Annotated in this window: 21 protein-coding genes; all 21 read right to left on the bottom strand. The window is 69.6% G+C overall.

Annotated elements, in window-relative coordinates:
- Positions 1-269 precede the first annotated feature (269 nt).
- Positions 270-1,004: a hypothetical protein gene (locus VEA62_RS14480; RefSeq protein ID WP_324823079.1), complete on the bottom strand. Its 735-nt coding sequence runs from the start codon at positions 1,002-1,004 to the stop codon at positions 270-272.
- A gap of 31 nt (positions 1,005-1,035) precedes the next feature.
- Positions 1,036-1,833: a hypothetical protein gene (locus VEA62_RS14475; RefSeq protein ID WP_324823077.1), complete on the bottom strand. Its 798-nt coding sequence runs from the start codon at positions 1,831-1,833 to the stop codon at positions 1,036-1,038.
- Positions 1,834-1,841: 8 nt separating this feature from the next.
- Positions 1,842-2,570, bottom strand: coding sequence for a hypothetical protein (locus VEA62_RS14470; RefSeq protein ID WP_324823075.1), 729 nt, complete (start codon positions 2,568-2,570; stop codon positions 1,842-1,844).
- Positions 2,571-2,572: 2 nt separating this feature from the next.
- Positions 2,573-4,390, bottom strand: coding sequence for a DUF5047 domain-containing protein (locus VEA62_RS14465; RefSeq protein WP_324823073.1), 1,818 nt, complete (start codon positions 4,388-4,390; stop codon positions 2,573-2,575).
- A complete protein-coding gene (locus VEA62_RS14460; protein WP_324823071.1) occupies positions 4,387-5,658 on the bottom strand; it encodes a hypothetical protein in 1,272 nt (423 codons plus the stop codon). The genes VEA62_RS14465 and VEA62_RS14460 overlap by 4 nt, the downstream gene beginning before the upstream one ends.
- Positions 5,655-7,652, bottom strand: coding sequence for a hypothetical protein (locus VEA62_RS14455; RefSeq protein WP_324823070.1), 1,998 nt, complete (start codon positions 7,650-7,652; stop codon positions 5,655-5,657). The genes VEA62_RS14460 and VEA62_RS14455 overlap by 4 nt, the downstream gene beginning before the upstream one ends.
- On the bottom strand, positions 7,652-8,104 hold the full coding sequence (locus VEA62_RS14450) for a hypothetical protein (protein ID WP_324823068.1): 453 nt from the start codon (positions 8,102-8,104) through the stop codon (positions 7,652-7,654). The genes VEA62_RS14455 and VEA62_RS14450 overlap by 1 nt, the downstream gene beginning before the upstream one ends.
- 138 nt (positions 8,105-8,242) lie before the next feature.
- A complete protein-coding gene (locus VEA62_RS14445) occupies positions 8,243-8,569 on the bottom strand; it encodes a hypothetical protein (protein WP_324823066.1) in 327 nt (108 codons plus the stop codon).
- 55 nt (positions 8,570-8,624) lie between these two features.
- Entirely contained in the window at positions 8,625-9,059 is a 435-nt protein-coding gene (locus VEA62_RS14440) for a hypothetical protein (protein WP_324823064.1), read from the bottom strand.
- A 9-nt stretch (positions 9,060-9,068) separates the two neighbouring features.
- Complete coding sequence (locus VEA62_RS14435; RefSeq protein ID WP_324823062.1) at positions 9,069-9,443, bottom strand: hypothetical protein; 375 nt, start codon at positions 9,441-9,443, stop codon at positions 9,069-9,071.
- Positions 9,440-9,799: a hypothetical protein gene (locus tag VEA62_RS14430; protein ID WP_324823060.1), complete on the bottom strand. Its 360-nt coding sequence runs from the start codon at positions 9,797-9,799 to the stop codon at positions 9,440-9,442. Before VEA62_RS14430 ends, VEA62_RS14435 begins: the two co-directional genes overlap by 4 nt.
- A 55-nt stretch (positions 9,800-9,854) precedes the next feature.
- Entirely contained in the window at positions 9,855-11,222 is a 1,368-nt protein-coding gene (locus VEA62_RS14425; protein WP_324823058.1) for a phage major capsid protein, read from the bottom strand.
- 129 nt (positions 11,223-11,351) lie between these two features.
- Positions 11,352-12,053, bottom strand: a complete 702-nt coding sequence (locus tag VEA62_RS14420; RefSeq protein ID WP_324823056.1) for a hypothetical protein — start codon at positions 12,051-12,053, stop codon at positions 11,352-11,354.
- Positions 12,050-12,280, bottom strand: coding sequence for a hypothetical protein (locus tag VEA62_RS14415; protein ID WP_324823054.1), 231 nt, complete (start codon positions 12,278-12,280; stop codon positions 12,050-12,052). Before VEA62_RS14415 ends, VEA62_RS14420 begins: the two co-directional genes overlap by 4 nt.
- Positions 12,277-12,927 (bottom strand): HK97 family phage prohead protease, encoded by a 651-nt coding sequence (locus tag VEA62_RS14410; RefSeq protein ID WP_324823052.1) that lies wholly within the window; start codon positions 12,925-12,927, stop codon positions 12,277-12,279. Before VEA62_RS14410 ends, VEA62_RS14415 begins: the two co-directional genes overlap by 4 nt.
- The gene (locus tag VEA62_RS14405) at positions 12,924-14,180 is read right to left on the bottom strand and encodes a phage portal protein (protein ID WP_324823050.1); all 1,257 of its coding nucleotides are present in this window, start codon (positions 14,178-14,180) and stop codon (positions 12,924-12,926) included. The genes VEA62_RS14410 and VEA62_RS14405 overlap by 4 nt, the downstream gene beginning before the upstream one ends.
- A 2-nt stretch (positions 14,181-14,182) precedes the next feature.
- The gene (locus VEA62_RS14400; protein WP_324823048.1) at positions 14,183-14,554 is read right to left on the bottom strand and encodes a hypothetical protein; all 372 of its coding nucleotides are present in this window, start codon (positions 14,552-14,554) and stop codon (positions 14,183-14,185) included.
- 7 nt (positions 14,555-14,561) lie between these two features.
- Positions 14,562-16,220 (bottom strand): terminase large subunit domain-containing protein, encoded by a 1,659-nt coding sequence (locus tag VEA62_RS14395; protein WP_324823046.1) that lies wholly within the window; start codon positions 16,218-16,220, stop codon positions 14,562-14,564.
- A gap of 126 nt (positions 16,221-16,346) precedes the next feature.
- A complete protein-coding gene (locus VEA62_RS14390; RefSeq protein WP_324823044.1) occupies positions 16,347-16,814 on the bottom strand; it encodes a hypothetical protein in 468 nt (155 codons plus the stop codon).
- A complete protein-coding gene (locus VEA62_RS14385; protein WP_324823042.1) occupies positions 16,811-17,149 on the bottom strand; it encodes a hypothetical protein in 339 nt (112 codons plus the stop codon). The genes VEA62_RS14390 and VEA62_RS14385 overlap by 4 nt, the downstream gene beginning before the upstream one ends.
- 172 nt (positions 17,150-17,321) lie before the next feature.
- On the bottom strand, positions 17,322-17,662 hold a 341-nt coding region (locus VEA62_RS14380; protein WP_324823039.1), incomplete at its 5' end, for a hypothetical protein.

Here is a 17,662-nt window from a genome sequence, read left to right as displayed (position 1 = left end):
CCCGCGGCCGATCGTAACCGGAGGAGCGAGAGCGATCACGAGTGCGGCCGGGATTCCGAGTGTCGCGGCATCCGGAAGTTTGCCCTGCATGAGCGTGGCGGTCACTGTCGCGAGCCACCCGAGCAGCCCAACGATCAGCGCCAATGTCTTAAGCCAATCCGGCACGCGCCCCGCCTTTCGATAGCGCCGGCCCGAACGCGAGAGGCGCTCGGGCCGGGCGTGTACCGATCACTCTAAGTGCAGTTGCTGATTGCCCGCGGGCAGGCCGATTACGACTCGACGACCGCCTCGGCGATGTCTCCGAGCAGCTCGTGCATGGGCACGCGGGCGCCACCCTTGGCGGGCGAGGGCACGCCCTGCATGAGCACGTTGTGCCCGAGCGGGGTGTACTGCGTGCCGTCCGGCTTACCGTCCGGGCCGTTGAGCGGCCGGGCCCTGGTCAGGGCATTGACCGCGAGCTCCGCATTGCGCGCCGCGGTAACGGCCTTGGCAACCTCGGACGCGATCATGTTCCCGATCTTGTTGAGGTCTGCATCGGTCAGTGCCACCGGGATGTCCTCCAAACGCCATGAGGCTTTGCTCGCCTCGAGTGCGGTGTCGTAGCTGGCACTGAAGTGCCCGTGCTGGTCATGCGCGTTCGCGCCCGTGTACGTGCGCTGACGCCACCCGTTCGACGCTTCCCAGATACGCCGGTTCCAGATGATGTACCGCAGGCGCCGCTCGGTACCGTTACGGCACCGGGTTAGTAGGAATTGAACAACCCGCTCCATGTCGAGACCGGGTACGTTCAAGTCCTTGTCGACGTCGAGCGCGTGCACCTCGTTGATCTTGTCGGCGTCCCTGATCGGCACCTTGCCGGTCTCGTCGGGATTGTGGTCCGACGAGCTGCCCGCGTGCGCAGCGTCGCCGATCCAACCGTCGCTGCGCCGATCGCGGTTCGGCGCGATGTCGTCGAACTCGTTCCAGAGCTGCCGCAGGCATGAAACCAATTGGGCCGATGGCATAGTCTCCCCTTCCCTTCGGCTACCCGTGAGGCTACTGCGGTCCGGCGAAATACGTCGTGACGATGCAGACGCCGGTCGCCCCGTTGCCGCCGTTGACCGCGGTCAGCGAGGCACCCCGAGAGGCGCCCGAGCCGCCGCCGCCGTACGCCCGGCCCGTGCTGCCCGCGGTGTTCGAGCGGCCGACCTGCGAGCCGCCGAGGACCGTGCCGCCGCCATCGCCGCCGCGCTGGCCCGTGCCCGCGGTCGCCGTGATGCCGATACCGGACCCGCCAGCACCGCCCGGTACGCGGACGTCGCCGCCCGTGCCGCCCGAGCCGCCCGAGCGCACCCCGTCATTCGACGAGAAGTTTGCGGTACCCGCCGGCCGGACCCCGCCCGCGCCGCCGCCGGCCGCGGTGATGTGCGTACCGAACGAGGTCGTTCCGCCGCCCGTGCCCGACCCGGTATTACCCGTGCCGCCCGTGCCGATCGTCACGGCTACGGTCGACGCCAGATCGGTTGCGTTGAACCAACCCGCGGCGTACTCGCCGCCGCCGCCGCCGTCGCCGAACGACCACTGCGCCGCCGCGGTGGCGGCAGCGCCACCGCCCGCGCCACCGCCGCCGACGACCTGCACGTGCACGCGGTGCGCGCCGGCCGGTTTCGTCCACGTGCCGCCGGCCGTGAACACCTGCTGCGTCGGCGCGAGCGACATGTCGGTCAGCGCATCGTCGACCGCGCCGAGGGCGGTCTCGACCGCCTCGGCAAGATCCTGCCCGAGCGCCGGCCCGTCCGGCGCGTCGCCGGTCTCCTGGTAAGGCAGCGAGTACCTGCTCGTCGTGTCAGCCATCGTCTCTCCTAGATCGCCATCGCGGTCATGTTGCGGTCGTCGAACGAGACCGTTCCGGCACCGCTCGCTCGCCGGTACTTGGCGACGAACTTGGTCGCGCCCGGGGCGAGTCCGGTCAGCAGGTACGTCTTGCTCACCGGACTCGTGGTCTCGATCGCCGTGTCGAACCCGCCAGCCTGCGCCGAGTTGCGCCACAGCTGCCCGCGGATCGCGGAGTACGAGCCCGTGCCGAACTCGTTCGCGCCCTCGCCGACGAACGCCATCTGCGCCTCGACGCTCAGGATCCCGCTACCGCTCGGCACGTTGAGCGTGATGACCGAGGACATCCAGAGCACGACACGGCCACTCGCGCCGACCACGACCTCGATCTCGGGGCCGTAGTTACCGAGGTCGGTAAAGCTGCTGCTCGTGGTGGCCTCGTTGTTGCCGACGGTCTGTGACTGCACGCGCAGGCTGTCGAGCGCGCTGACCGCCTCGGGGGTGCCCGGGATGGTGAACCGGCCCATGATGCCCCACGTGGCGCCCGAGACGAGGATGCCGACGACATCGCCGGCCGCCAGGATGGCCGCCTCGCTCGTGTTGAGAATCGGCAGGTTCGTCAGCAGCGAGTCGCCGACGCGCACGACGTTCTCGGCCGTGTCCTGATTCCACGCCACGATGACGCCCTGCCGGAACGTCACGCCCCGGCCCGCGGGCTGCGGGGTGCCAAGGAACGGTACGAGGTCGTCGGATCGCATGGTCAGCTCGTCTCGATAGACGTCAGGGTCTGCTCGCGGGTCCGGCCGCGCAGCGCGCCGGCCGCCACGAGCGGGATGGTCACGGTGTCGAGCACGTGCAGCTCGCCGCCCCGCAGCACGTTCGCCGGCACGTCGTACGCCCGGAAGTTGTCGATCAGGTACTGCGGCCCAGTGTTGTTCGTGTTGCCCGCCAGACGCCACAGATACAGCCCGTACCGGTTGTCCTGCCCTGCTGCGGCGGGTCGCATTCCATCGTACGAGAGTGCCCAGTCGTTGGGCTCGGGCTGCTCGTCGCGCGGCCACGCCTTGAGCTCGCACACGTTGTCATGCGCGCGTGCGCGCAGCGTCCACCACTGCGCCGCGGTGTACGGGGCGTACCCGTCGATCGTCGCGGGCTCGGCGTAACCGAGCGGCCCGTGATCGGCGATCTTGAGCGAGACGTCGCCGTCCGCGTCGAACTCGAGCCGAGCAGTGTAGAAGTCGTCCGCCGCGTTCCGGCGCAGCAGCGCGCCGATCGCGAGGGTCGCCCCGCCCGCAGCGATCGGCACCTGCAGATCAACGTAGACGTCGAGGTCGCGCCGGCCGATCGAGAGCGGGAGCACATGACTCGCGGTCGTGTTGACGGTCATGGTCCGTTGGAACACCGAACCGTTGACCGCGAGCTGCGAGCTCGGCGTCGATGGTGTCCATGCGTGCCCGGTCTCGCCGGCACCGATCGTGTCCGCCAGTACGCGAGAGAACGAGTCGCCGACGATCAGCTCGGGCTCGATGATGCGCGGCTCGCCCTCGAGCCCGATCGCGATCGGGTCGTCGGGCTCGAGGGCCGGGTTGGGAACCGCGGTGAAATCGACGTTGTACGGCAGGCCGAGCGAGCGGCGCAGCACGGTCGCCGCTGCGAGCGCCGCCTGCGAGTCGGTGGTCAGCAGCGGGCTCGCGAACACCCGAGGCACCTTGCCGAACGGGCCGCCCCAATACGTCGGCGAGCTGGCCGAGCTGTCGACCGCGAGAGCGCGTACGGGCGGCTCGGTGTCGAGCGCCTCGCCCGTGGCGAGCACGCCGTTGTACACGCCCGAGCGGCTCAGTGAGCGGCCCGCGGACACGAGGACACCCCCGCGCCCCCGTGAGACCGTCCATAGCGGCAGCGTCGGGCTCGGCGGGCTGCGGACGATGAGCACGCCGCGGTGATCGAAGTAGGCGACCTTGCCAACCCCGGTCACGAGCTCGCGCAATCGCGCGTACCGATCCTCCTCGACGATGAACGTGCGGCCGATCGCATCGCCCTCGATCAGTTCGTCATCCCACTCGATCACGACGTCGCCGTACGCGTCGGCGGCGAGCGCCTCGACGACCGCCCCGTACGTCTCGGTCGCGTCGAACTGCAGCACGCTGGTCAGCTTGGCGTCGATGATCATGGCCATGCGGTCGACGGCCGTGATCCGGATCGGGCCGTCGGGCGCCGCGGGCTGCTCGACGTCGTTGATCCGGAAGTAGCCGAGCGAGACGTACTCGACCACGCCGCCGCCGAACGCGACACCACGCTCGACGAACAGCTCGTGCGCACCGTACGGGGTCAGCGGGCTGCTCGCGCCTTCCGGCCACAGTGCCTCGCCCGTATCCGGATCGTGCGCGGCGACCTCACACTCGAGTGTCGAGCGAATGTCGGCGCCCCCGTCGAGCACGACGTCACCACCGATCAGCGGCAGGGTCACGCCGCCGGCCGGGCTCGTTCCGGTCTGCCCCGCCGGCACGGCCCGCAGCCGCACTGCGATGTTGTGCGAGCCGCCGACCGCGGCGAGGAAGCCCTGCGATACCGGCCTCACGGCACGATCACAGTCTCGGGATCGGCCACGTACTCGAGCAGGTCGGCCCACGTCGGGAAGGCGGCCAGCACGGCGGCCCACGATCCGAAGTCGGCGATCAGCCCGGCCCATGTCGCGGCGTAGCCGACCACGCTCTCGGCGGGCGGGGCGACCTCGGTCATCGGCAGCGAGAAGAGTCGGCGGTCGTCGGCGAGCGTCCGACTGACCCGGCCGAGATTCATGTCGCCGAGCCCGACGTACCCGCCCGGGATGTCGTACTCGGGCGGCACCTGCACGAGCACGACGTCGCCCGAGGCGATGAGGAACTCGAGCGCGCGTTTCTCGGCCAGCGTGCGCGTGAGCACCTGCAGCGTCCACCCGGCCGAGCTCGGCACGTCGCCGACGCGCACGGGGAACGACCGCCCGGGTATCTCGAACAGCCCGGCCCGGGAGCGGCGCGTGACCGCCGTGTAATCCTGCACTGTGACAGGCATGTTGAGGAACGGCCGGGCGATGCTCTTGAGCCACACGCGGTCGATCGTCGGCGTGACCGTGACCGTCTCGGTGCCGAGCGACACCCCGACGTCCGAGAGGTACGTGACGCGGTACGTGTTGAGCACGCCCGGGGCGAACTCGTAGTCGTCGAGCTGCGCGGTGCCCGAGGTCGCCGACCGCTCTCGGCCGCCGCGCACGACCGCGTACGGCCGCGCCTCGGCCGACCGCTCGATCGTGACCGAGGCGGTGCCCGCGATGCCACCGCCGGCCGAGTCGTCGAGCAGCAGCACGTCGTCGAAATAGACCACCGTGCCGCCGGCCGGACTGCCTGTCAGCGACGGGCCGTAGCCGACGAAAGCGGCGCCGACCGGGGCGACCGCGGCATACGTGCGGTGCGTCCACGCGCCGGCCGGGAGCACGACGGTCTCGGCCGCGGTCGAGAGGTAACCGAACCCGCTGTCATACCAGTCCATCGAGACTGCGGCGCCCGCGTACCCCGCGGCCGAATAGAGCCACATGTCGAGCGTGTATTCCTCGCCGGGCGTGACCGCGGTCGACACCGACGGCCGGGAGTACGCCTGCGTCGGCGAGCCCGTCACGGTCAGCTTGCCCGAGTAGCTGCCCGTGTGCGCCTGCTCGTTCGAGCGGACGACCGTGCAGTCGAACCCGGTCCAGTCGGCAGCGCTGATCTCGAACGTGCCGTCAGCGCCGCCGACCCCCGTGCCCGTGCCGCCGGCATCGACGGTCAGTCGTACCCGGGCGAGATCGCTGTCGTACGTCGCCTCGATGCTCATGCGTACGCCCCTACTACTCGAGCGCCGGCCCGCCTGCGCGTCTGCCGATCGCGGCTTTCGATCTGCACGTCGACAATATCGGTCAGCTCACGGTCGCCGATGTAGACGTGCACGACCGGTGACCCGCTCTCGCCGAGAATGGCGCTCGTGTCGTTCGCGTTGCTGACGTAGGCGCGCCGGCCGACGCTGAGCAGCTCGGGTCCGTTCTCGCCCGTGAGGTACGTGCGGCCGGGCTGCGCCCAACCGCCCGAGGCGAGACGCGGCAGGTTCGGTGTCGAGAGAGTCGTTCCGCCGATCTTGCCGAAAGGCGTATTGATCGAGGGCAGCGAGAATGACAGGCCGTTCCATCGGTCGATGATGTAATTGATGGCGTTCCGAAAACTGTTCTTGATGCCGTCCCACAGCCCGCCCGCAGCCGAGCTGATCCGGCCCTTGAGTCCGGAGATGTAGCTGACAACCTTGTTGAACCGGTCGACGATCCCGTCACGCACGCGCTGCGCGGCGGCGACAATCGTCATGATCACGGCGACGATCAGCTTGATGTAATTGACGTACGACGTGTAGACCCACTTGGCGGCGGCGACGATTTTGTCCCACGCGGCCTTGAAGAAGTCCTGCACTTTCTTGATGGCGACCTGCATCGACAGGAATGCGACGAGGAAGATCGGCACGAGGGTCGTGCGCCACCAATCCGCGACCGCGCCGGCCGCTGCCTTGATCGCACCCCAGATCACGGCCCACAGTTTCTGAAAGAATTCCGTCTTAGTGGCGAGCAGCACGATTCCTGCGACGATCAGCGTGATTCCGGTGATGAGCAGCCCGACCGGAGTGAGCCGCATCGCCAGACCGAACGCCTTGGTCGCGACCGTGGCCACGTTGGTCGCGATCGCGGTGGCGGCCATGACCGCGTTGTATCCGGCCATGGCCACGGTGTACGCGAGCCACGCGCCGACCAACGCGGTGATGAGCTCGGGCGGCAGGGCGGCGATGATGCCCGCCAACGCGGTCGCGATCGCGATCGAAATCGGGGCGATCGGCCCGAGCGCCTGCGCGATGACCACCGCGGCGGCACCGAGCTGCGAGAGCGCCTCGCCCGCCCCCGGGCCGTTCGAGCTGATCGAGTCGAGCAGCCGCTGCAGCCCGCCGTTGTCGCCGAACGCGGCGAGCCGCTCGGTCGCGTCCGCCAGGAACTCGAGAAAGCCCTGACCGTCCTCGACGGTCCCGGCGAACAGATCGCCGAGGAACGAACCGACGTTGCTGCCGATCCGGCCGAGGCTGTCGAGCGCCGGCCCCGCGTTGGTCTTGACGAACGCGACGAACCGGTCGAGCCCGCCCCCGGTCGCGAACCGCTCGAGCGCGCCAAGTGCTCTGCTGGCCGCCGCCGCACCGATGTCATAGAGCGGCTGCAGCTTACTCAGGTTGTTGCCGATCAGCGCGTACCCGCGCTCGAGGATCCCGAACGTCGCGGGCTGATTGTCCTCGACGAAATCGTCCCACGCGCTCTTCATGCCGATGTACTGACGCGTCGCCTCGCGCACGGGCGCCGGCAGCAGCGACAGCCGCGCCTCGAGCTCGAGCGCCGCCTTACTCTGCGCCTTGAGATACTTGCCCGCCTCGAGTCCGTGCTTCTCGGCGAGCTCGGCCTGCCGCCCGTTGAGCCTGATCTTCTCGGTCAGATCCTCGACCTTGGTCGCCGCCTCGCTGACCTCTTTCTGCGAGCTGGCCGCCACCGCGCCGAACACGCCAAGTGCCGCACCGCCCGCGCCGGCCGCCGCCACGACACCGACCAGCGCGGTGCCGAGAGCGGCCACGGCCGGGAGCGCACCGGGGGCGATCAGCGCCTTGGTCACCCGAGAGAACTTGCCCGCCGCCGCGCCGGCCCGGTCGGCTTGCTTCTCCCACCGCGCGAGCGCACCGCCCGCGGTCGCGGTGTCGGCGACGAACTTACGTACCTCGGACGTGAACTTGATCTTGACTGTGCGTTCGCCGGCCACTAGTCCGCACCTTTCGAGAACGCAGCGATCGTGCGGTCAGCAGCCTCGCGCCACCGTGCAGCGATCTCGGCTGCATTCTCCTCGATCGTCGGGAAGAACCATATGCCCTCGCGTCCCTGATGCAGCCTCGGGAACTGCGTGTACTGATTCGAGCCGAACTCGGATCCGAACAGCAGCTTCCACGCGGGTTTGCGGCGCGAACCGAGCCGTTTGGTGCCGCCGGCCTGCACGACCGGTACGCGGTCGCGAGCGGCCTTCACGGTGCCCGCAACGAGCGCGGCCTGAGAGCCCTCGGCCTCGCCCGCTGCAGCCGCCTTGAGCGCGAGCAGGCGCGACAGATCGAGGGACGCGGCACGCAACTCGTTGTTCGCGTCCTTGGGCAGCGAGCGGAAAGCGGCGAGCGTCTCTCGCACGCCTTCCGCCCGCACGTTGATCGTGAGCTGCCTAGCCACTCATCTGCCTTCCGTCGTCGCGCCGGCCGGACTCGCGCTGCTGCTTGCCGCGCTCCTCGCCGAGCAGGTCGAGCGCGGTGGCGAGGTCGCGTTCATCCTCGGCCCACCATGCCGACGGGGCGATGCCGGACTCGATGGCTAGGGCGACAACGGCGCGGCTGAGAGAGCCGCGGGCGTAGGGTTTCCCAACTTCTCGGCGGGCTCCTCCTCCTCGACCTCCTCGCCGAGCTCGAAGTCGTGCGTCTCGGCGAACACGTCACCCGTCATGTCGTTGTGAATCTTGCCCTGCCGCCGGCACGCGGCGTACGCGATCTCGAACAGGATCGTCGCGCTCAACGATGAGCGGTCGCTGAGCACGCCCATGCTGCGGCCGCGGTGCGTCTTCTCCCACATGCGCAGGTCGCGCATACTGGCTGTGATCTCGAACGGCTCGCCGCCGTCCGGAAGGATCCGGAACTCGAACACTGCTCTCCCCTACCTCTTGTTGATCACTGTCACGCGAACTTACGCCGCGGTGGCGTTAGCTCGACTCGTCAGCCCGGACGTACTCCGGCTTGCCGATGCACACGAGCGTTACCTCGGTGACCTCGTTCTCGCGCGCCTCGCCCCCGACACTCGGCGCCTTGATCTTGACCTGACCCGTCCACGTCACGTGCTCGGCCGGGATGTCCGGGTGGTGGTCGAGACGGAAGTCGACCGTCTCGCCGTCGTGCTTCCACAGGTAATCCGAGAAGCCGTCGGACCGCCAGTCCGAGAAAGCCGTGATGTCGAGCGTGTAGTCGGGATCGGTCTCTTCCGTGTCCTCGCCCGCGGGGCACAGCGTGTAAAGCTTGTCGCCGTCCTCGGTGTTGTTGTTGAGCGTCCACGCGCTGATCTGGCACTCGAACGCGATGTCGCTCGGGGCCGTGCCGAGCCCGAACTCGATAAGTTTGATCTTGCGCTTGTGAATAGACATCCTGCGCCCCTAGAGCGTCGTTTCTGCGGTGATTTGGTAGCACGGTAGGTCGGTCGTACCCGACGGGTAGACGCCCGGGGCGCACGCTGTCACGGTCGTTTCACCGTGCAGCTTGCCGACCGCCTCGAGCAGCGCCGGCAGCAGCTCGAGCAGCCGCTCGACCGCCCGCTCGCCGAGATCCTCGATCACGTACACCGTGTACGTCATCGAGGTCGGCTGCTCGGGAAAGCACATGCCCTCCCACGTGAACGCGGGCGGCCCGATCACGACGTCGCGCCGGCCGAGCGTCTTCGCGAGGTCGCTCTCGACCCGCATCGGTGTGTCGTCGAGCAGCTCGGCGAGCTCGGTCTGCAGCGCGAGGTAGGCCTCGCTCAGCACGCTCACGCGAACACGCTCGGGGCGAATCGGCCGATCCTGAGCATCCGGTCGATATCGGTGTCGAACGAGGGAACCCGGCCCGCACCGAGCTCGCCCATCGCGACGAGCGCGTCGGGCGACCGCTTGCGCGTGTGCCAGCGCAGCGCGAGCCGAATCGTTCCGAGAACCATGGCCGCATCGGGCAGCGGCAGCTCGCTGTCGCTCTCGTCGGTCAGGTTGTACCGGTCGACGTGCACGCGCTGCACGAACCCGATCGCCGCGGTCAGCTGCCGCTCGAGCTCGGTGTCGTCGCGCGTGTCGTCGGCCGGAATGCCCTTGTCGATCTTGAGCTCGGCCAGCGTCGGCGGCCACGTCAGCGCCATGATCTCTCCCTCGGTCGAGTGCGGCGGGACGCCGTGGGGACGCCCCGCCGGCCGGTCAGCTGTCCTCTGCCGTGATCTCGACGCGCTTAACGCTCGCGGTGCCGTAGCGGATCAGCACGGCCGTGTAACCCCACACGCCCATCTTGATCGACTCGGGGCCGAGCGGCTGCTCGTACCGGAACCGCATGACGTTGCTCTCAAACAGGATGATGTCGTTCGCCCGCGCGACCGCGAACCGGTCGTCGAGCGCGATGCCGTCCGTCGGGGCGAGGATGATGCCCCGGTAACGGCCGCCCTCGAGCGCGGACACGTCGGCGGCACCGACGATGTTCTGCCCCGCCTCGCCCTGACCGGTGACCAGCGGCCGACCGGTCGTGTCGCGCAGGTCGATGAACTCGCCCCACCGGTTGACGCTCATGGCCGCGATCGTCGCCGGCAGCTTGCGCGAGTTGCGCACCGCGACGGCCGCCTTGACGAACACGCGCGAGTAGTGCGAGACGTCGGTCACCGGGACGCTGACGTCACCCGACTCGCTCGCCGGCAGCGCGGTACCGACCGCGATGAGCGCCGTGCCGATCTTCTTTTCGACCTTGAGCGCGAACGCGCCCATGAGGTCGCCGTAGATCAGCAGGTCGATCGCCGGGCTCGCCATGTCGACCATCTGCCGGGAGACGATCTGCACGCCGGCCGTCGGCTTGGGGGTCACGGTGTCGACGTCGGTGTCGAACGCGTCATCGTCCTCGATCGGGTCGTTCTCGGCCGCCTGCTCGGTGACCTCGGCGTCGGTGCCCGCGGTCTGCTTGGGCAGGGTGATCGGCCGCGGGTCGTCGCCGAGCGGGATGTTGCGCACGAGGTTGGCCAGCACCCGGCCCTGACGGGCGAGCGAGGCGTACTCGTCGGTCAGCCACTTGGGCGCCACGATGCCGGACCCGGCACCGCCCGTGGCCAGCGCGCGGGAGTGCTCCTGCAGACGCGTGGCCGCGCCCTCGTCCTGCCGTTCGCGGGCCGAGTAGAGGTCACCGAAGAACGAGTGACGGCCGCCGGCCTGCAGCGACCGGTAATGACCCGGGTCGCGATCCTGCGTAGTGCCGCCACCGACCGGGCGCACGTTGCCCGAGCGCAGCTCGGTGTCGTTGCCACCAGCGTTACCGCCCTGGTTGCCCGAGCCGTCGCTGCCCCGCATCGCCGCCTGCACCTTGGCGGACATGTCCCGCACGCTGGCCGAGCGCAGCTCGACGTCGGTCAGGGTCTCGATCTCGGTGTACAGCTTCTTACCCGCCTCGGTCATCTCGCCGATCGAGCGCAGTTCGTCCTCGGTCAGCGAGCGGTTCGCCTCGGCGGCACGGGTCTGCAGTCCTTCGATGGAACTGCGCAGACCCTCGTACTCCTCGCGCTTGCGGGCGAGGTAGACGTTCTCGGCCATTTGGAATCCTCCCGGAATCGGCCCATTGACTGTCAGGTCGCATCCGGGGGTGTCGTCACCGTGACTCGGGGGTGCCGCTCCCGCGGGGTGCCCGGCCGCGGGCGGGGTGCCCGAGCGTGCTGCTCGCGATCATAACTGCTCGTAGGGCGACGGTCGCGACAGTGCGCGCCGGATTACCTGACCGATTTCGTGATAGCGGAACGACGTGTCGGCCGTCGACACCCATGCGCCGGCCGGGGCGCCGCCCTCGCCGTGCACCTTGACGTCGGGCACGCGGTCGCCACCGAGGCGCATCAGGTTGCCGTAGAGCGACCGCCACGACAGCCGCTCGAGCTCGCTCGTGCGGTGGCGCAGACCGTGATCGAGGGTCAGCTGCAGCCCGGCGCGGCTCATGACGAGCGGCGCGTGCAGGGTGTACGCGAGCGGGTCGGCGTGTCCGGCCTCGATCAGCAGCTGCGCGGTCGCGCGGAGCATCTCACCGTACCGCCCGGACCGCTCGGCCGCCTGCTCGAGCAGCGGCCCGCGGTGCGCCGGCAGCGGCATGCCGCGGACGGGGGCGAGACAGTAGAAATCATCGTTGAACAGGGCGAACCGATCCGGGCCGAGCTCGGCGATCTCCTGCAGCAGCCGCAGCGCGTTCTCGTACTTGAACCGGTTGGGGTCGCGCTGCGGCACGAACAGGTGCCGCACGTTGGTCACGTGCGGCGGCCGATGCCCGACGACCCACACCTCGCCGTGCGGCACGTTCTGCAGCGAGCGGAGCGAGTAGCGCAGCTCGGCGTTCTCGTTGCCCGGCCGCACGACATAGACAACCGGGAGCGGCTCGGTCACGACTTCTCGAGCGCCGCGATCAGCGCCTCGACCGGAACGCCGGCCATCGTGGCGAGCGCGGTGGCGATGACGTACTCGACGTCATCGTCGTCGATCTGATCGCCCCACGAAACCGCGACGCCCGGCGCACCCCCCTCGGTGGCCGGACGCTCGAACTCGATCAGGACGAACGGCCGCGGGTCGCCGTCGCGCAGCAGCAGGTCGCCCCGCGCAGTGCTGGCGCTCATGACAGCTTGCGCAGCGTCGGCAGGGCGGGCAGCGCCGGCAGGGTGAGGCGCTGCGCCGTGACGTCGCGCTGCGCGCCCCGCAGCTCGGCTAGCTCGTTGCAGCACGTGCAGCCGTGAGCGGCCGCGACCCGCGGGTCGATGGCGCGGGCCGAGCGCACCCCCGCGATCTCGGCCTGCTCGCCGTAGGCGCCCTCCATCACGAATGCGATCTCGAACAGGTCGGCCGCGGTGCGCTGGATGACGTTGTTCGACGTCCGCTTGTTGCCGTGCGGCCGCTCGCGGAACCCGATCGAGGTCTGCCGCAGAGCGCCGTCGTTGATCAGCTCGAGCGTCTCGTCACCGGTCGGGGTGCGGCTCACCCGGGCCTCGAACCACAGCCCGTCGTTGCGGTCGTCGAGCGAGCGCACCGCGCCGATCAAGGTGCCGCCGAGCTGCACGTGCTCCCGGGCGGTCCGGATCCGGTTGGCTGCCCGCAATTGGTGGTCGAAGCAGCCGCGCACGAACTCCTCGGTCAGTCCGTCGTAGATGTACTGCGGCACGCCGTACGGCACCGCCCGGCCGAACACGGTGCGGCCGTCGCCGCCGTTGTTCGACGAGCGCAGCTCGAGCTCTCCGTCGAACGTGCGGGTCAGCAGCTCGGTGGTCATGATTCGATCCTCTCGGTTTCCGTGCCGCTCGGCTCGGTCGGTACGCCCGGTGCGCCGGCCGGGCCGCCGACCGGTGCGGGGGTGGTGGCGTTGTCGATGCCGTCGACCTGCGGCATCTTCTCCTTTGCGCGCACCTCGCTCGGCAGCAGCCACGGCTTGCCGCCCGTGGCGACGTTGTACGCCCCGTAACGGGCTACGGTGTCGCTGGCGAGCAGCGCATCGAGGTCGGGCTCGACGTACGTCCCCCGGGGGAACGCCTGCGAGATCGTCTCTTTGAACACGGCGAGATGATCGCCGAGCGTGAACTTGAGCAGGTTGATCGCGTCCTGCTCGATGTTCGAGTACGTGCGGCTCGAGGTCTGGCCGCCGAGCCACCCGACGGGTAGACCGAAGATCAGCTCGAGCTCGGTCAGCGAGAACTTACGCGCCTCGATCAGCTGCGCCTCCTCGGGATTCCACGCGAGCGGCTCGAACGAGGTCGTTGCGTTGAGCACGGCGACCGTCCGGTTCCGCTGCGTCTCAATCCACTTGGTCTTCATGGCCTTGGCCTCTGCCTCGGTCAGATCGGCGTTGTCGCTCTTGAGCACGCCCGTCGGCACGCCTTTGACCGTGTGCGCGTCGGCCGAGAGCGTCATCGCGCCCCGCAGCGTGGACAGCTGCGTCTCGAGCACGCCGAGACCGCGCAGTTCACCCGGGGCGCACGGTCCCTTGATGTGCAGCACCTCGTCGGTCGTGAACGACATGTTCCCGATCAGGTACTCGATCGTGCCGAGCGGCAGCGGGTAGTTCCGCTCGTCGACTCGGCGAACCATCACGGTCGACGCCGGCACGGGCACGATCGCGGTCGGCCACCCGTAGCGGTCGCGAGCAGCGTAGACGCCGATCGCGTTGCCCTCCCACAGGTAATCGAGAGCGAGCGAGCGGAACGTCGAGAACCGCGGTTCGGGCGGGGCGGGCTGCTCGAGCAGGGGCGGGGTCGGGGTGATCAGCCGCGGGCTCGGGTCGCCGCCGTACGGGCGCCGGAACGCGTGCCACGGGGCGCCGGCCAGCAGCCCGGACAGCAGCAGGCTCGCCCGCCACGCGCCCGGAATCGTCATGCCCGACTTGTAGGCGCTCGTCGGCCAGTCCGGGGCGATGTTGCCCGCCACCGAGAAGGTATCGATCAGCCCGTCGGTCGCGATGTCGTACACCTCGTACCGCGTGCCGCCGCCAGCGTCGGGCACCGACCGGGTGAGCATCTTGCCGAGTCCCATGATCAGACCTTCCCAGCTTCACGCAGCGCACCGAGCACGACCGCGGCGACACTCGCCGTGATCAGGGTAACGGCATACCCCGCGAGCAGGTACATGCCTGTCAGCGCGCCGAGCCCGCCGGCCGCCTGCACCGCGCTCGCCGTGAGGCGGTCGCGCAGCCGCGCCCGCGCCGGCCGGGTCGGCGCCTCGACGTCGATCGAGATCATGTTCACGCTCACGCCGAGGTAGTGCGAGAGCTCCTCGATCAGGATCGGCGCCGCGTTGGCCAGCTTGTCAGTCTTGACGACCGGAGCGTCCCGTGGCAGCGCCGGCACGCTGACGTGCCACATGCCTCGCCGCCGCTCGACCTTGGTCCGGTACCGAATCTCTTTCATATCTCCCCTAGAAGACCTTGCTGCGAGGCTTGACGGGCTCGGTCACGGGCGGCTCGAGACCGCTCGCGAACACGGCCGCCGCCAGTGCGGGCGCCGAGTCGATCCGGCGCCGATTCTTCCCCTTCCGCAGTGTCCATCCTCGGTCACTGGATTGCGTCGCGGCGCTCGCGATCTGATCGGCGAAATCCGGCGCCCCGTCGTGAATCAGCTCACCCTGCACGATCAGCTTGTACAGCCGGGCGTACGCGACGATCATGTTCCGGCCCTGCTGCGGCATCCGGAACATCGGCACCGGGGGGTGCTCCTCATCGCCCTTCTCGAGCTGCGGCAGCGTCGGCCACCACGCCTCGTCGGCGGCGGCCCACACGAGCGCGTACGTGGACGCGATCAGCCTGATATACGCATCCGGGCCGTTCGGCCCGTCCTGATCGATCAGCTCGCCGTCGGGCAGCCAAATCTTGCTCGTCGCCTGATAGAGCGTGCCGAGCTTGCTGCGGTTGTTCGGCGCCGGCCGCTGCTGCAGTGTGACGACCGCGGCCGAGTCGCGCTTGAGCGCCATATCGGCGCCGAGCCACGTCGGCCACGACGGCTCGAACTCGATCGTCAGCCCGCGACGCTGCGCGCTGTTGGCGTCCCACGCGCCCGCCGGCAGCCACGACTCGTCACTCGGTACCCACTGATTCCAGTAGTACCGTTTCGCCCTGTTGAGCGGCATTCCCTTGAACTTGCCGAGCAGCTTGCGCACGTTGGCCACGCCGCGGGCGGCGAGCGGGTTGGCCTGCCTGATGCCCGTGATGATGTCGGCGTCATTGGTCGGGTCGAGACCGGTCTCGGCTTCCATGCACACGAACAGCTCGTTCTCGGCGAAGTCGCCGCGCTTGCCGCGGGCGACCTGCCGCCCGAACAGGCTCGTCATGTCGTTGCCCGCGGTCGATCCGAAGATCGTCAGGCCGTTCTCGCGCTTGCTCGTGCCGCCCCACGCGACATCGACCGCCTTCTCTTGATTCTCGGTCGTGAGCTCGTGCACCTCGTCGACGAGCAGCAGCGGCGACTTGCTGCCGTCCGCCCGCCGCGGGGTCGCCGGGATCCGTTTCGCGATCGCCTTACGGTCGTGCATGACGATCTCGCCCTTGCCCGCGGCGGCACGGCCTTTCATCGGCGCTTCCTCATGCTCGAACGAGGCGCGCATCTCGTCGAGCACGAGGTCGGCCTGCTCGTACGAGCTGGCCATATTGAGCACGCCCGGGTTGCCCCGAGCCATGCCGCGGGGGTTGCCGTTCGGCGCCCACTCCCGGAATACCGCGCAGTCGCTGGCCAGCTCGATGCAGCCGAGCCACGCGAGCACCGGGCTCTTGCCGGACCCCTTGGCCAGCGTGATCAGCGCGAACTCGAACCGTCGCGAGCCGTCGTCGTTGAGCTCGGCCAGTTTCCAGAACAGCGCCTGCTGCTCGGGGGTCATGCGCGCCGGCCGCCCGTAGACGTCGCCCTCACCCATCACGCAGTGCTCGTGGACGAACCGGACCCACGTCGGGCCGAGCGTGCGGTTGCGCGCCGGCAGCGGCCCGTTGTTGCCGAACGTCAGCGCGGCCATGAATCGCGGGTCACACTGCTCGAGCAGCTGCTCGCGCGCCAGCGGGCGCATCATCGGTTCAGAAAGCTTGCGCATCGGGGGCAGCGGCGCCGGCCGCCCGGCGCCCCGACGATCCGGAACACGGGATATCCACAGACTGTGCGCGGCGACCGTGGAAGCCGATCGTGCACGAGCGCCGTCTTGCCGCGAGTCAGCACGAGGTCAGTCGTCGGCATCATCGCGCACCGCCTCTCCTGCGCCCGCTGAGCGGCCCGCTGCGACGACAGCGGCACCGATGACCAGTCTGCCCCGGGGTGTGATGCCGAGCGTCTGCTCGAGCTGCCTGATCTCCGCGGCGAAACCGAGCAGCACCCGGGCGAACTGCGGGTCGAACGGCATGTCGACGTCGCCCTCCTCGAGCCACGCGAGCTGCCGCTCGAAAGCCGCGTCGAGCTGCCGCCCGCGGGCGTAGAGCACGAACAGGCGCGTCATCGGCTCGAGGTCGCTCACCGGGTCGAGAATCTGCGCGACGGGGGACGTCCATACCGCCTCCCAGCGATCCCGCAGGTCGCGGTCGACCTTCTCGAGGCGCGCCGGCAGCTCGGGCACGACGAGCGCACCCGATCCGTCGAGCGTGGTCGGCAGCGTGCGGTGCCCCGCGCGCTGCTCGACGTCTTTCGCGTGGCTCACGGTCGCGGCCGCCAATCCTCGGCGAGCGCGATGACCTCGGTAGGCGTGTCGCGCGTCTTGGCGAGCAGGTCGAGCGGCACGCGCAGGCGCTCCTCGACCTCGGCCTCGGGCTCGTCGAGCGCGTAGCAGCTCGACCCGGCCGGGCACGGGGCGTGCTCGAGCTCGACGCCCACGTACTCGAACTGACCCGCCACCGCGGCCCACGCGCGTGCGAGATCGGCGTACGCAGCGGCGCCGGCCGGGTCGCCGAGAGTGCGCAGTTTCTCGTCGGCGACCTCAGCAGCGCGCCACGCGTTGGCCGCCGCGGTCGCCTGCGTCATGCCCTCGTTGATCATGACCTCTCCCTCGGTGTCAGAATCCTCTGCAGCTCGGCCGCCGCCAAGAGCGCCTCTTGACGCTTCCTGGCGCGTGCCGACCGCGCTGCCACGGGGCGGCGGCCGGGCGTCCAATGCTCACAGCCCTCGGCCGCAGGCACGAGCGCCCGGCACGCGCCGCACGGTCGGTGCGTCACAGCGAGACCTCGCACGATGCCGAGTGCTCGCCGTCGCTGCAGCTCGGCAGCTCGCTACAGGCCGCGGGGTCCGAGCCGCGCGAATCCCCCGACCACCCCGCGGCGAGCGCGCGGTCGCGCCACAGTTCACGCGATCGTTGCGCCAGCACGAGCGCACCGCGCAGCTTCCCGAGCTCGTACTCAGGCTCGTCGGGCGCCGGCACCGCGGGCACGCCGTGCCAGTCGTGGCCGCCCGCGTGCCCGCGCTCGAGCGCGCAGACGTACTCGCAGTCCATCACGCGATTGACTTCCGGGCACTGGGCCGATTCCGCCCGCACCGGGGGCGCAGGTTTTTCGG

Origin of the sequence: Brevundimonas sp., assembly GCF_035627475.1 — a bacterium.
GTDB lineage: Bacteria > Pseudomonadota > Alphaproteobacteria > Caulobacterales > Caulobacteraceae > Brevundimonas.
The sequence above is the reverse complement of the archived record's forward strand: the minus strand, read 5'-3'. Positions and strand labels throughout refer to the sequence as shown.